This is a genomic window from Phenylobacterium sp. (genome assembly GCF_025934275.1).
In the GTDB taxonomy this organism is placed as follows: domain Bacteria; phylum Pseudomonadota; class Alphaproteobacteria; order Caulobacterales; family Caulobacteraceae; genus Phenylobacterium.
On the sequence record NZ_JAICYI010000028.1, the window covers coordinates 1 to 12,960 of the forward strand.

A 12,960-nucleotide genomic window follows, 5' to 3' on the forward strand; every position below is an offset into this window, starting at 1 on the left:
ACCCTGCCCGAGGCGGTGAAGCCCGCGAACTCGATCTCCGCCACCAGCTCGGGCCGGGCCCAGTGGACGTCGGCCTCGCGCTTCGGCGCGCCCGGGCCGGTGAACGGGCTGGACTTGGACTCGGCCTTCTCCAGCCTGGGCAGCACGCGGCGCACGGCGTCGCGCCCGAAGCCCGTGCCGACCTTGCCGACATAGACCAGCTTGTCGCCGCGATGGACGCCGACCAGCAGGGCCCGCAGCTGGTCGCGCTCGCCGGTCCAGCCGCCGATCACCACCTCGTGCCCCGCCCGGCACTTGGATTTCAACCAGTCCTCGCCGCGCCCCGAGCGGTAGGGTGCGGACAGCCGCTTGGACACGATGCCCTCCAGCGACATCCGGCAGGCCGATTGCAGCACCGCGTCGCCGCCGGTCTCGAAGTGCTCGACATAGCGGATCCGGGGCTCGAGGCGGCGGTCCTGCAGAAGGTCCGCCAGGCGGGCCTTGCGGTCCCTCAAGGGCTGCGCCCGCAGGTCCTCGCCGTTCAGGAACAGCAGGTCGAAGACGAAGAGCACCAGGTCGCTGGTCTTGCCGTCGGCGAGCGCCGCCTGCAGGGCCGGGAAGTCCGGCGCGCCGTTGGCGTCCAGGGCGCAGGCTTCGCCGTCGATGATCGCATCCGGCAGGCCCGCGCCCACGCGGGCGATCTCCCGGAACTTCTCGGTCCAGTCGAGGCCCGCCCGGGTCTTGAGCGTGGCCTTGCCCTTCTCCACGCGCAGTTGCAGCCGGTAGCCGTCGAACTTGATCTCGTGCGCCCAGCCTGAACCCGGCGGAGGCCGGTCGACCGACTTGGCGAGCTCGGGCGCGATGAACCCCGGGAGCGCCGCGGCGCGGATCTTCGGTGGCGGCGCCGCGCGCAGCGGAGCCGGCGGTCGCGTCTCAGCCTCCCCGCGGTTCGAGCGCCAGACCGCCTTGGCCGAGGCGCGGCCCTTCCCTCCGGTCATGAACGGCTTCGGCCCCTTGCCCTTGCCGGCCGCGATCTCTTCCATCGCCCGGCCGGAGGCGACCGAGGTGGTCTCCTCGTCGACGATCGCGGCGTCGGAATCCTCAACCGACCAGCCGTCGTGGTGCTTGATCAGCAGCCAGTTGTCCCGCTTCTCCCGCTCGCGCCGCTTCATCCGCACCAGCACGAAGCCGCCCTTCAGCCGCTCGCCGTCCAGGCGGAACTTCAGGTCGCCCTTCTTCAGCATGGCGCGGGGATCGCCCTCCGGCTCCCAGTAGCCGCGGTCCCACAGCATCACCGAGCCGCCGCCGTATTCGCCCTTGGGGATGGTGCCCTCGAAGTCGCCGTAGTCGAGCGGGTGGTCCTCCACCTCCACCGCCAGCCTGCGCTGGTGCGGATCGAGCGAGGGTCCCTTGGTCACCGCCCAGGACTTGAAGACGCCGTCCAGCTCCAGGCGGAAGTCGTAGTGCAGCCGGCTCGCCGCATGCTTCTGGATCACGAAGCGTAACCGGTTCGAGGGCTTGGTCTTCTCCGCACCCTGCGGCTCCGCCGTCTTGGAGAAATCCCGCATCGAGCGGTAGCGGGCGAGCAGGTCCTTGGCCATGACAGCCAAACCAACGCCTTTTCGGCTGGTTCCGGAACCTCCTCTCCGTCGCCTCAGCTCGCCAGGGCGGTGCGGCGCTCCTCGGCGCCTTCCAGCGCAGCCACGAAGGAATCGCGCCAGGCGGTCACGTCCTCGCGGCGGACATTGTCGTAGAGCGCACGCCAGCGGCGGATCCGCTCGGGCTTGTCCATGGCCAGCGCGCGGCGCAGCGCATCGGCGATCTCGTCGGGGCTGTTCGGATTGACCAGCAGGGCCTCGCGCATCTGTCGCGCGGCGCCGGCGAACCGCGACAGGATCAAGACGCCGGGATCCTCCTCGCTTTGCGAGGCCACGAACTCCTTGGCCACCAGGTTCATGCCGTCGCGCAGCGGCGTGACCAGGCCCACCCGGGCCGCGCCGTAGATCCCCGCCAACTCATCGCGGCGATAGTTCTTGTTGACGTAACGGAAGGGGTTCCAGTCGACGTCGGCGAATTCGCCGTTGATGCGGCCGGAGAGCGCGTCCAGGCGCGCCCGGATCTCCTGATAGGCCTCGACGCTCTCACGGCTCACCGGGGCGATCTGCAGCATCAGCACTTCACGGCGCATGTCGGGATTGGCGGCCAGGAACCGCTCGAAGCCGGTGAAGCGCTCCTCCAGCCCCTTGGAGTAGTCCAGCCGGTCGACGCCGATTATGAGGTGGCGGAACACCGTGCAGGCGGTCATCAGATCGCGCATGCGCCGGGCCCGCGTGGACTTCAGCATGCGGTCGAAATCCTTGGCGTCGATGCCGATCGGGAAGGCGCCGATGCGCACCGTGCGCCCGAAGGCCCTGAGCACGTCGTCGGCGACCTTCTCGCCGCCGGCCTCGGAGAGCACGTAGTCCTCGAAGGCCTGCCGGTAGTCCTCGGTCTGGAACCCGATCAGGTCGTAGTCGAACATCGACTCGACGAGCTGGCGGTGCCCCGGGAGGGTGACGAACACCTGGTAGGCGGGCCAAGGCACGTGAAGGAAGAAGCCGACCCGGTTCTTCACGCCGAGCTTGCGCAGCTCGCGGCCCAGCGGGATCAGGTGGTAGTCGTGGATCCAGACCAGGTCGCCGGGCTCGATCAGCGGCCGCAGCGTCTCGGCGAACCGACGGTTGGCGCGCTGATAGCCCGCGCCATAGGCCCGGTCGTAGGCCGCAAGGTCGGTGCGGTAGTGGAACAGCGGCCACAGCGTCTTGTTGGCGTAGCCGTTGTAGTACTCCTCGACGTCGGAGTCCTCGAGGTCGACGGTGGCGGCGGTGACCCCGTCGATCCTCTGCATGGAGAGCTGGCCGGTGAACACTGGGCTCGACTGGCCGCTCCAGCCGAACCACAGGCCCGAGTATTCGCGCAGCGCCGCCGCCAACGCCATCGCCAGGCCGCCGACGCTCTCCTCGCCCGCGCCGGAGGGCGGGTTCACGCGGTTCGAGACGATGATCAGGCGGCTCATAGCGCCGCCTCCAGCCAGGCCAGCGCCGCCTCGACGTCCGCCAGCCGGCAGCGGGCGCCGGTCGGGCGCGCCTGACCGACCAGCACGCCGTATCCGCCCATCGCCTGCGCCGCGGCGAAGCCGTCCTCGTCGGTGGCGTCGTCGCCGAGGAAGATCGGCACCGCGCCTCGGAACGGCGGCTCGGCCATGAACGCCTCGACGCTGTCGGCCTTGGTGGGGCCCGGGGTGCGCAGCTCCTCGACCATGTCCCCCTCCTGCAGCGCGAGCCCGGTCTGATCGGCCATCTCCTGCGCGCACGTCCGCGCGGCGTCGGCGCAATTGCGCGCCAGGCGGAAGTGGAGGGCGACCGAAAGGCCCTTCTCCTCGACCAGCAGGCCGGAATCCCGCGCCGCAAAGGTGCGCAGCGCTTTGGTCGCCTCATGCAGTTTCGGATGCGGCGCGTGCTCGTGGAGGGCCCCGCCGGCGTCGCGGCGAACCAGGCCATGCACCGCAGCCACGGCGGTCACGCGGCCCTCCAGGATGCGATCAGCGTCGGCGAGCGTGCGGCCGGTGACCACCGCAAGCCGCCCCTCCAACGCCTCGGCGAGCCGTTCCAGGAGGTCGGTGCGGCGGGGATCAGGATGAACGTCCTGCGGGCGCGCCGCGATCGGCGCCAAGGTCCCGTCGAGATCCAGGAAGAGCGCAGAGCAGGTCAGCTCAAGGGGTTTCGGCGCCGGACGCTGGATGCTGAGTTCTTCAATCGACATTCGGCTCGCCCCCGGGCCGATTGGGAACGCGCAGGCCCCTGGTTCGATCCACACCCCGACCGTCACTATGTCAACTCGCGCGGGCCCTTGACGTTCCCGCGCCGGTCGGCGCTATGCGGCCCTCCGTGGTTGCAACGGGATTGGCGCCGATGGCCGAAGCCCCCCTGGCGGACCTGCTCATCCTGTTCGGCGGAACAGGCGACCTGGCGCGCCGGATGCTGCTGCCGTCGCTCTATTTCCTCGACTCCGACGGCTTCCTGCCGGATGCATTCCGCATCGTGGCGACGGCGCGGGCCGTGCTGTCGCGCAAGGCGTTCCTCGAGCGGGTGCGCGATGACCTGAAAGCCCGGCCCGAGGGCCTCGATGAGGCTGTCTGGACCCGCTTCTGCGCCCGCCTGGACTACGTCTCCGCCGATGCGACGACGGCTGACGGTCTGGCGAGCCTCAAATCGCACGTGGATGGCGCGCAGCAGCCGATCTTCTATCTGGCGGTGTCGCCCAGCCTCTACGGGCGGGTTTGCGTCGCCCTGGCCGCCGCGGGCTTCGTCACCGAGGCCGGCCGCATCGTGCTGGAGAAGCCGATCGGCCGCGACCTGGAGACGTCGCGGGCGATCAACGTCGCGGTCGGCGCGGTGTTCGACGAGGAGCGGATCTTCCGGATCGACCACTATCTCGGCAAGGAGACGGTCCAGAACCTAATCGCGCTGCGCTTCGCCAACACCCTGTTCGAGCCGCTCTGGAACAACCTCACCATCGACCACGTGCAGATCACCGTCGCCGAGACGGAAGGCGTCGGCGACCGCTGGCCCTACTACGACGAGTACGGGGCGCTACGCGACATGCTGCAGAACCACATGCTGCAGCTTCTCTGCCTGGTGGCCATGGAGCCGCCCAGCGACATGGAGCCGGACTCCGTGCGAAACGAGAAGGTCAAGGTGCTGCGTTCGCTTCGGCCCTACACCCGCGCCGAGGCCGCCAACTCCTCGGTGCGCGGGCAGTACGCGGCCGGCGTGGCCGGCGGCGCGGCGGCCCAGGCTTATGAGGCGGAGCGCGGGCAGCACACCGACACCGAGACCTTCGTCGCGCTCAGGGTCGACATCGACAATTGGCGCTGGGCCGGCGTGCCTTTCTTCCTGCGCACCGGCAAGCGGCTGCCCGAACGGCGCACCCAGATCGCCATCCAGTTCAAGGGCGTGCCGCACTCGATCTTCGACGGCCCGGCGCGCGAGGACCTGGTCGCCAACCGGCTGGTCATCGACCTGCAGCCGGACGAGGACATCGAGCTCCTGCTGATGAACAAGGCTCCCGGCATCACCGCCGGCGGCATGCGCCTGCAGTCGCTGCCGCTCTCGCTGTCGCTGCTGCGCACCTACGAAGGTCCCGGGGCGCGGCGTCGCATCGCCTACGAGCGCCTGCTGCTGGATGCGATCTGCGGCAACTCCACCCTGTTCGTGCGCCGCGACGAGGTGGAGGCGGCCTGGCGCTGGATCGATGGCGTGGCCGACGCCTGGCGCGAGGCCGGCATGGCGCCGCGACCCTATCCGGCGGGCTCCTGGGGGCCGGCCGGCGCCTTCGCCCTCATCGAGCGCTCCGGCCGCGCCTGGTACGACTAGGCCGCGCCCGGCCGCGCCTCAGCGAACCGTCGACCAGGGCCGCGAGATCAGGGTCGCGCAGTTGATCAACCCAACCAGCGAATAGGTCTGCGGGTAGTTGCCCCACAGCTCGTTGCCGTCCAGCGCCATGTCCTCGGAGAGCAGGCCCGCGCGCGTGCGCCGCGCCAGCATCTGCTCGAATAGCTCGCGCGCCTCGGCCGTGCGGCCGAACAGGTGCAGCGCCTCCACCAGCCAGAAGGTGCAGAAGTTGAACGCCGTCTTCGGCACCCCGAAGTCGTCCGGAATGGCGTAGCGCAGCATGAAGGCGCCGCGGCGGAGGCCCTTCTCCACCGCCTCCATGGTCGCCCGCATGCGGGGATCCTCCGGGGTGGTGAACCGCACGTCGATCAGCTGCAGCAAGCTGGCGTCGAGCTCGTCGCCGTCGAACGTGGCGGCATAACGGCCGAGCTTCTCGTTCCAGGCGCGCCGCTCGATGGTCTCGCGCATCTGACGGGCCCGCTCGGCCCAGTGGTGGGCGCGATCCGGCAGGCCGACCCGCGCCGCAGCGTTTCCCAGGCGGTCGCAGGCCGCCCAGCACATAACCGCAGAATAGGTGTGCACCGCCTCGTGGCCGCGGAATTCCCAGAGGCTGGCGTCGGGCTTGTCGTAGAACTCGAAGGCGCGATCCCCGATCGGCTCGATGGCGCGGAAGTCGTCCTCGTTGGCCGGGCGGAACAGCCGTTCGTCGAAGAAGGCCTGCACGGTCGAGAGCACGATCTGGCCATAGACGTCGTGCTGCCGGTGCTCGTGCGCCTGGTTGCCGACCCTGACCGGCCCCATGCCGCGGTAGCCCGGCAGGTGCGGCGCGATCCATTCGGTGAGCACCGGCTCCAGCCCCACGCCGTAAACCGGCTGCACATGGCCCGCCTTGCTGGAGTCGATCAGCACGGCGGGCTCGAAGCCCGCCGGCCCGCCGGCATCGCCGGTCGGCGCTGCCAGCGGGTGGACGTCGCCGCGGCGGGCCTGGTCGACCAGGTTCCTGAGATAACCCAGGTAGTTCTCCAGGATATCGGCTGCGCCCAGCCGGTTCAGCGCCTGGACCACGTAGTAGGCGTCGCGCAGCCAGCAGTAGCGGTAGTCCCAGTTGCGTCCCGGCTCGCCGGGCGCGACCGGATGCTCGGGAATCGAGGTGGTGAGCGCCGCAACGATCGCGCCGGTCTCCTCGTAGGCGCAGAGCTTGAGCGTGATCGCCGCCCGGATCACCTCATCCTGCCACTCCAACGGCACCGAGAGCGTCCGCACCCAGTTGCGCCAATAGAAAGTCGTCTCGCGCAGCATGCGCTCGGTCGTCATGGCGACGTCCGCCTCGAAGCCCTCGTCCGGCCCCAGGAACATCGCGATCGCCTCCTCCAGCCGGAACGTCCGCTCCTCCAGGATGTGAGTCACCGAGGCGTCGGTGGTCAGCCGGATGGTCGTGTCGCCGCCGATGTATCGGATGTGGTTCGAGCCCGTGGTGGTCGCGCAGCTCTGCTCCCCGTAGTTGGCGGTCGGCCGCATGCGGATGCGGATGCGCGGCGCGCCGGTGATCGGCCGGATCAGGCGGATGAACGCGAACGGCCGGTAGACCCGCCCGAACTGCCGGTAGCGGGGGGAGAAGTCGATGATCTCCAGCGCCCCGCCGTGGGCGTCGACGATCTCGGTGGAGAGGATCGGGGTGTTGCGCAGATAGGACTGGCGGACCTCCACCGTCTCCTCCACGTCCACCGCCCAGAGCCCGCAGGCCGCCTCCTCGGCCGCGTCCTTGCCGCCGAGCAGCGCCGAGAAGAACGGGTCGCCGTCGACTCGGGGCGCGCAGGACCAGACGAAACGGCCGGCGTCGTCGATCAGCGCGCTCGCCGCGCAGTTGCCGATGGGGAAAAGCTCAAGGGTCTGGCTCAAGGCTGCAGTCCCGCCGTTCGCTGTCCGCACATTCGCCGGAGCCCCCGCTTTCCGCTCGACGGGGGATAACGCCGCTGGATAAAGCTTGGCTCCGAAGACCGGGCGCACGGCTCATGCGTTGCCCGGCCGCAGCCCATCCCTTACACGCAAACGGCGCATGATCCGAGCCCGCAGAGCCCGCATCGTCGCGACCCTCGGTCCGGCGAGCCGCGACCCCTCCCGCGTGCGGGAGCTGGCGAGAGCCGGCGCGGACGTCTTTCGGGTCAACTTCAGCCATGGCAGCCAGGCGGAGCACGCGCGCAGCATCCAGGCGGTGCGGGCGGCCGAGGCCGGCGTCGGGCGGCCGCTGGCGGTGCTCGCCGACCTGCAGGGCCCGAAGCTCAGGCTGGGCGAGTTCGCCGACGGGGTGGTGCGGCTGCGGCCGGGCCAGAACTTCCGCCTCGACCTGCGCCGCGAGCCGGGCGACGCGAGCCGGGTCCCGGTGCCGCATCCGGAGGTCTTCGCCTGCCTCAGGATCGGCGCCTTGGTGCTGCTCGACGACGGCAAGGTGCGCCTGCGCATTCTCGCCCATGGCCCTGACTACGCCGAGACCGAGGTGGAGGCGGGCGAGCAGCTTTCCGACCACAAGGGCCTCAACCTGCCCAACCTGTCTGTGCCGATCCCGGCGCTCACCGAGAAGGATCGCGCGGACCTGGCCTTCGCGCTGAACGAGGGCGTCGACTGGGTGGCGCTGTCGTTCGTGCAGCGCGCCTCCGACATGGCCGAGCTCCGGGCGCTGGCGCAGGGTCGCGCCGCCCTTCTGGCCAAGATCGAGAAACCCGCCGCCCTCGAGAGCCTGGATGAGATCCTCGATCTTTCCGAGGCGATCATGGTCGCCCGGGGCGACCTCGGCGTCGAGCTCGCCCCCGAGGAGGTGCCGGTCTTCCAGAAGAAGCTGATCCGCGCCGCCCGGCTGCGGGGCCTGCCGGTCATCGTGGCGACCCAGATGCTGGAATCGATGACTCATTCGCCGACGCCGACACGAGCGGAAGCCTCCGATGTGGCCGGCGCGGTCTACGAGGGCGCCGACGCCCTGATGCTGTCGGGCGAGACGGCGGCGGGCGACTATCCGCTGGAGGCGGTCGCGATGATGGACCGCATCATCACCCGCGTGGAGCAGGACCCCCGCTGGCCGGAGCTGATGCGCGCGGAATATCCGGTCGAGGACGCCGACGCCGACGCCCTGGTGGCGGCCGCCCGCAAGGCTTCGGAATCCTCCTCCACCGCGTGCATCGTGGCCTTCACCACCACCGGCCAGACGGCGCTGCGCCTGGCGCGGGAACGGCCCTTACAGCCGACGCTCGGCCTGACGCCCAATCTGGACACCGCCCGTCGTCTGGCCCTGGCCTGGGGCGTCGAGCCGCGGGTGATCCCCGAGGTCACCGACCCCGAGCAACTCGCCGAGATCGCGGTCGATCAGGCCGTGGAGACCGGCCTGGGCCCGCCCGGGCAGCGGGTCTTGATCCTGGCCGGCCTGCCGCTGGGCTCGCCCGGCGCCGCCAACATCCTGCGGCTGGCGCACACGCCCCGGCGCTAGACCGGAAGCTTCGTCCGCTCGCGCACCACCACCGCTGTGTCCTCGCGTTCGAACAGCAGGTCCAGAACCTCGTCGCCCACGATCAGCCGCTGCACGGTGAAATGGTCGATGCCGAACGGCAGATGCGGGTCGCGGATGTGGGTCACGCCGTGCTCGCCGTCGATCCCGAGGCCGAGACAGGCCTGCAGCATCATGAACACCGATCCTGCGGCCCAGGCCTGCGGCAGGCAAGCCACCGGATAGGCGACCGGCGGATCGCCCGGCGTGCGGGGAAATCCGCAGAACAGCTCCGGCAGCCGCATGTCGAACTGCGAGGCGCTCTCGAACATCGCCGAGGTGATCCGCATGGCGCCGTCGCGCTCGCCGTAGCGCGCCATCCCCATGACGCAGATCGCGGTGTCGTGCGGCCAGACCGAGCCGTTGTGATAGCTCATCGGGTTGAACCGGGCCTCGCCGACCGCCAGGGTCCGCAGGCCCCAGCCGGAGTTGAAGTCGGGGGCGAGCAGGGTCTCGATCACGCGGGCGGCGCGGTCGGGCTGCGGCAGGCCGGCGAACAGCAGATGGCCCTGGTTCGAGGCGCGGACGCGGCAGAGCTTGCCTTTTCCGTCGACCGCCAGGCCGTAGGAGCCCGCCTCCTCCATCCAGAAAAGGTCCTCGACCTTGCGGCGCATCTCTTCGGCGCGCTGGGCGTAGTGCTGGGCGGCCTCGCCGTCGCCGCGCTTCTCCGCCAGCCGGGCCATGGTCCGGAACGCCATGAAGGCGTAGCCCTGCACCTCGACGAGCGCGATCGGCGGCGGCGGGAAGCTGCCGTCGGCATGGAAGATGGAATCGCCGGAGTCCTTCCAGCCCTGGTTGGTGAGGCCCCGCTCCGACGTCTTGGAATAGCTGAGCAGTCCGTAAGGGTTTGACTCGATCCCGCGCTCGATCCAGGCGGCGGCGCGTTCGAGGTGCGACCAGAGGCGGTCGATCAGGCTCATTTCGCCGACCCGTTCGGCGTAGGCGCCGGCGAGCCCCACGAACAGCGGCGTCGTGTCGACCCCGCCGTAGTAGCGGCCGAACGGCACTTCCCCGAGCGCGGCCATCTCGCCGCGACGGGTTTCGTGCATGATCTTGCCGGGCTCGGAATCGCGGAAGGCGGAGACCTCCTCGGCCTGGTGCGTCGCCAGGTAGGTGAGGACGCCTTCGGCCAGGACCGGCTCGAACCACAGGATCTGCCAGGCGGTGATGATCCCGTCGCGCCCGAAAGCGGTGGAGAACCAGGGGATGCCCGCATAGGGATAGGGCCCGGTCTGCAGCGGCGTGGTGAGCAGCGCCAGGTCGGCCCGCGACTTCTCCATCCAGCCGTTGAACAGCCGCCCGGTGGTGCGCAGCCGCGCTCCGCGCCGCCGGCGGGCGCGCATGGCGAAGCGGGCGCGGGCGGCCGCGGCCCGGAAGCGTTCGCGGCTCGGGGTGGGGCCGGAATGGCCGCCGATCTCGACGTAGAGCTCGACCCGTCCGTCAGCCTGGAGGGCGTACATGAACTCGGCCCGATCATGGCTGAGCTTGCTCGGTGGATCGGAGAAGATGATCACGCTGCAGCGCTCGACCTTGTCGAGGCCGTCGTAACGGAAGCGGACGTCCCGCTCGCCCACCTCCACGGGATGCCGCGTCCCACGCTTCGGCCGCTGCGCGCCGCGCACCTCGAAGATGTCGCGGAAGTCGGCGTCGAACTCGAAGGCGAGCGGCAGCACCACCACGCTGTTGGAATAGTTGACGATCTTGATGCGCTCGAAGAGCCGTTCCTCCCACAGGAAGCGCTTGCGCTCCACGTGCAGCACGCCGGGCGGGCCGGGCGGGCCGCCGGGGGTGACCAGCGCCCCGTTCACCAGGTGCGAGGTGAAGAATACGTTGTCCTGGCTCGCTGAGCCGGAGAGCAGAGTGGGCGAGCTCGTGCCGAGCAACAGCCGCCAGCGCGACAGCACGCGGGTGTCGTCGTGGAACAGCCCGTCGGCCAAGCCCAGCACGTCGCCCATGCCGTCGGCGACCAGAAAGGTGTCGCGGTCCTTCAGCGCATGGAGCCGGGCGGGGACCCGCGGCTCCTCCATCTCACCCCATTCGACCGCGGCGTTCTGGCCGGGCGCGAGATCGTTCATGCCGACCTCAGGCCGGGATCGCGGCCGCCGGCCCCGGCGCGGAGGCGCCGGTGAGGCGGGCGTATAGGTCGAGATAGCGGTTGGCCATGGCGATCGCCGAGAAGCGCTCCTCGAAGCGCCTGCGGACCGCCCTCCGATCGAGGTACGGCGCGCGCGCGGCCGCGGCCATGGCTTCCTCCTTGCCGCGGACGATGAAGCCGGTGACGCCGTCCTCCACCACCTCGCGCACCGAGCCGCAGTCATAGGCGATCACCGGGGTCCCGCAGGCCATCGCCTCGATCATCACCAGGCCGAACGGCTCGGGCCAATCGATCGGGAACAGCAGCGCGTCGGCGCCGCCGAGGAACTCGGACTTCCGATCGTCACCGATTTCGCCAACGTACTCGACCAGCGGATGGTGCAGCAGCGGCTCGATCTTCTCGTCGAAGTAAACCTGGTCGGCGCGATCCACCTTGGCCGCGATGCGCAGGGGCTTGCCCATCCGCGTGGCGATCGCGATCGCCCGGTCCGGCCGTTTCTCCGGCGAGATGCGGCCCAGGAACGCCAGATAACCGCGGCCGGACAGCGAGGGCCGATAGAGGCTCGACTTGATGCCGTGGTGCACGGTGCCGGCCCAGTTGGCGAACGGCAGCGGCCGCCGCTGATCGTAGCTGATCGACACCAGCGGGAAGCTCCGCCAGCGGCGGTAGACCTGCGGCAGATCCTTCATGTCCAGGCGGCCGTGCAGCGTCGTCACCGTGCGATGCGCCATCTGCTCGAAGAATGGGAAGTGCATCATGTCGGTGTGGAAGTGCAGCACGTCGAACTCGTGGGCGCGCCGTCGCACCTCGGCGAGCTGGACCATGTGGGCGGCCAGATCGGACTTCAGCGGCGAGGGGTCGAGCCGGATCGCCCGATCGCGAACCGGTGCGAGCTCGGCCTGGGTCTGGGCTTCCGCGCTGGCGAACAGCACGACCTCGTGGCCGAGTTCGACCAAGGCGTCGCAGAGGTGCGCGACCACCCGCTCCGTTCCGCCGTAGAGCTTCGGCGGCACGGCCTCGTAGAGCGGGGAAATCTGGGCGATCTTCATACGCGCACCACACTCCGGAACACCGCTGCCGCGGTGCAGTTGGTCATGGGCCCCGACAAGAACGCGACAGGAAACCTGCGCGCCCTTGCACCCCCGGTCAATTGCGGCCGGCGGCCTCTTAGCGGGAATTTGTCATGCCTGGAAATCGCAGAGGGCCCGGGTTCCGTTCCCACGGCCCAGGCGTAGAAAAAACCCCATGATCGAGACATACGCCAACGCGCATGCTCTCGCCGAGGCCGCCGCCCACGGCGTCGCCATGCAGCTCGAGGCAGGCCTCAGGACGGGTCCGCGGGCCGCCCTCGTCGCGACCGGCGGGCGCTCGCCGGGCATGACCTATGACCGCTTGAGCGCGACCTGTCTGCTCGACTGGACGCGGGTGATCGTCACCCTCTCCGATGAGCGCTGCGTCGCGGCTGACGCGCCGGACTCCAATGCGCGGCTGGTCCGCGAGCGCCTGCTGAAAGGCGAGGCGGCCAAGGCTCACCTGCTGCCGCTGTGGCCCAGGCCGCAGCCGACGGCGCTCCGCGGTCTGACGCCGTTCGACGCAGTCATGCTCGGCATGGGCCAGGACGGCCACGTGGCGTCGCTCATCCCGGGCGATCCGGCGCTGATCCGGACGCTGGATCCGCGGGCCGAGGCGCTGATCGCCGACGTCCCCGAAGGGCTGGGTTCGCCGCCGGTCGCCAGGGTGACCCTGACGCTTTCCGCGCTCCTGGCCTCGCGGGCCATCTTCCTTCTGGTCGCCGGGGGGGCTAAGCGCGAGGTCGTCGATCGCGCGTTGTCCGGCGAGGCGCTGCCGGTGCGCAGCCTTCTGGCGCAGGAGACAGTTCCTGTGCGGGTGCTCTGGTGCCCGAGCTTCGAAAGGTGAGAGCC

General features: G+C 70.1%; 9 protein-coding genes. 3 read left to right on the forward strand and 6 right to left on the reverse strand.

What is annotated here, in order from left to right:
- From ligD to otsB, 3 genes are all read right to left on the reverse strand, one after another.
- Window positions 1-1,580, reverse strand: a 1,580-nt coding sequence (gene ligD / locus Q0W60_RS08970; RefSeq protein ID WP_297694773.1) for a non-homologous end-joining DNA ligase, incomplete at its 3' end; no start/stop codon positions are given.
- Between the two features lie 53 nt (window positions 1,581-1,633).
- Entirely contained in the window at window positions 1,634-3,034 is a 1,401-nt protein-coding gene (locus tag Q0W60_RS08975; RefSeq protein WP_297694702.1) for a trehalose-6-phosphate synthase, read from the reverse strand.
- Window positions 3,031-3,780 carry a trehalose-phosphatase gene (otsB, locus tag Q0W60_RS08980; RefSeq protein ID WP_297694703.1) on the reverse strand — a complete coding sequence of 250 codons (750 nt, stop codon included), beginning with the start codon at window positions 3,778-3,780 and terminating at the stop codon, window positions 3,031-3,033. The genes Q0W60_RS08975 and otsB overlap by 4 nt, the downstream gene beginning before the upstream one ends.
- A gap of 149 nt (window positions 3,781-3,929) precedes the next feature.
- On the opposite strand from otsB, the gene zwf reads away from it, so the two are divergent.
- A complete protein-coding gene (zwf, locus tag Q0W60_RS08985; protein WP_297694705.1) occupies window positions 3,930-5,393 on the forward strand; it encodes a glucose-6-phosphate dehydrogenase in 1,464 nt (487 codons plus the stop codon).
- 18 nt (window positions 5,394-5,411) lie between these two features.
- Here the strand turns inward: zwf and Q0W60_RS08990 are convergent, their stop codons facing one another.
- Window positions 5,412-7,310, reverse strand: a complete 1,899-nt coding sequence (locus tag Q0W60_RS08990) for a glycoside hydrolase family 15 protein (RefSeq protein WP_297694707.1) — start codon at window positions 7,308-7,310, stop codon at window positions 5,412-5,414.
- Between the two features lie 157 nt (window positions 7,311-7,467).
- On the opposite strand from Q0W60_RS08990, the gene pyk reads away from it, so the two are divergent.
- On the forward strand, window positions 7,468-8,886 hold the full coding sequence (gene pyk, locus Q0W60_RS08995; RefSeq protein ID WP_297694709.1) for a pyruvate kinase: 1,419 nt from the start codon (window positions 7,468-7,470) through the stop codon (window positions 8,884-8,886).
- On the opposite strand, the gene Q0W60_RS09000 is transcribed toward pyk, so the two are convergent.
- Both Q0W60_RS09000 and Q0W60_RS09005 read right to left on the reverse strand, forming a co-directional pair.
- On the reverse strand, window positions 8,883-11,018 hold the full coding sequence (locus Q0W60_RS09000) for an amylo-alpha-1,6-glucosidase (RefSeq protein ID WP_297694711.1): 2,136 nt from the start codon (window positions 11,016-11,018) through the stop codon (window positions 8,883-8,885). The genes pyk and Q0W60_RS09000 overlap by 4 nt on opposite strands.
- Before the next feature lie 7 nt (window positions 11,019-11,025).
- Window positions 11,026-12,087: a glycosyltransferase family 4 protein gene (locus Q0W60_RS09005; RefSeq protein ID WP_297694712.1), complete on the reverse strand. Its 1,062-nt coding sequence runs from the start codon at window positions 12,085-12,087 to the stop codon at window positions 11,026-11,028.
- Between the two features lie 196 nt (window positions 12,088-12,283).
- On the opposite strand from Q0W60_RS09005, the gene pgl reads away from it, so the two are divergent.
- Window positions 12,284-12,955, forward strand: coding sequence for a 6-phosphogluconolactonase (gene pgl / locus Q0W60_RS09010; RefSeq protein ID WP_297694714.1), 672 nt, complete (start codon window positions 12,284-12,286; stop codon window positions 12,953-12,955).
- Window positions 12,956-12,960 lie beyond the last annotated feature (5 nt).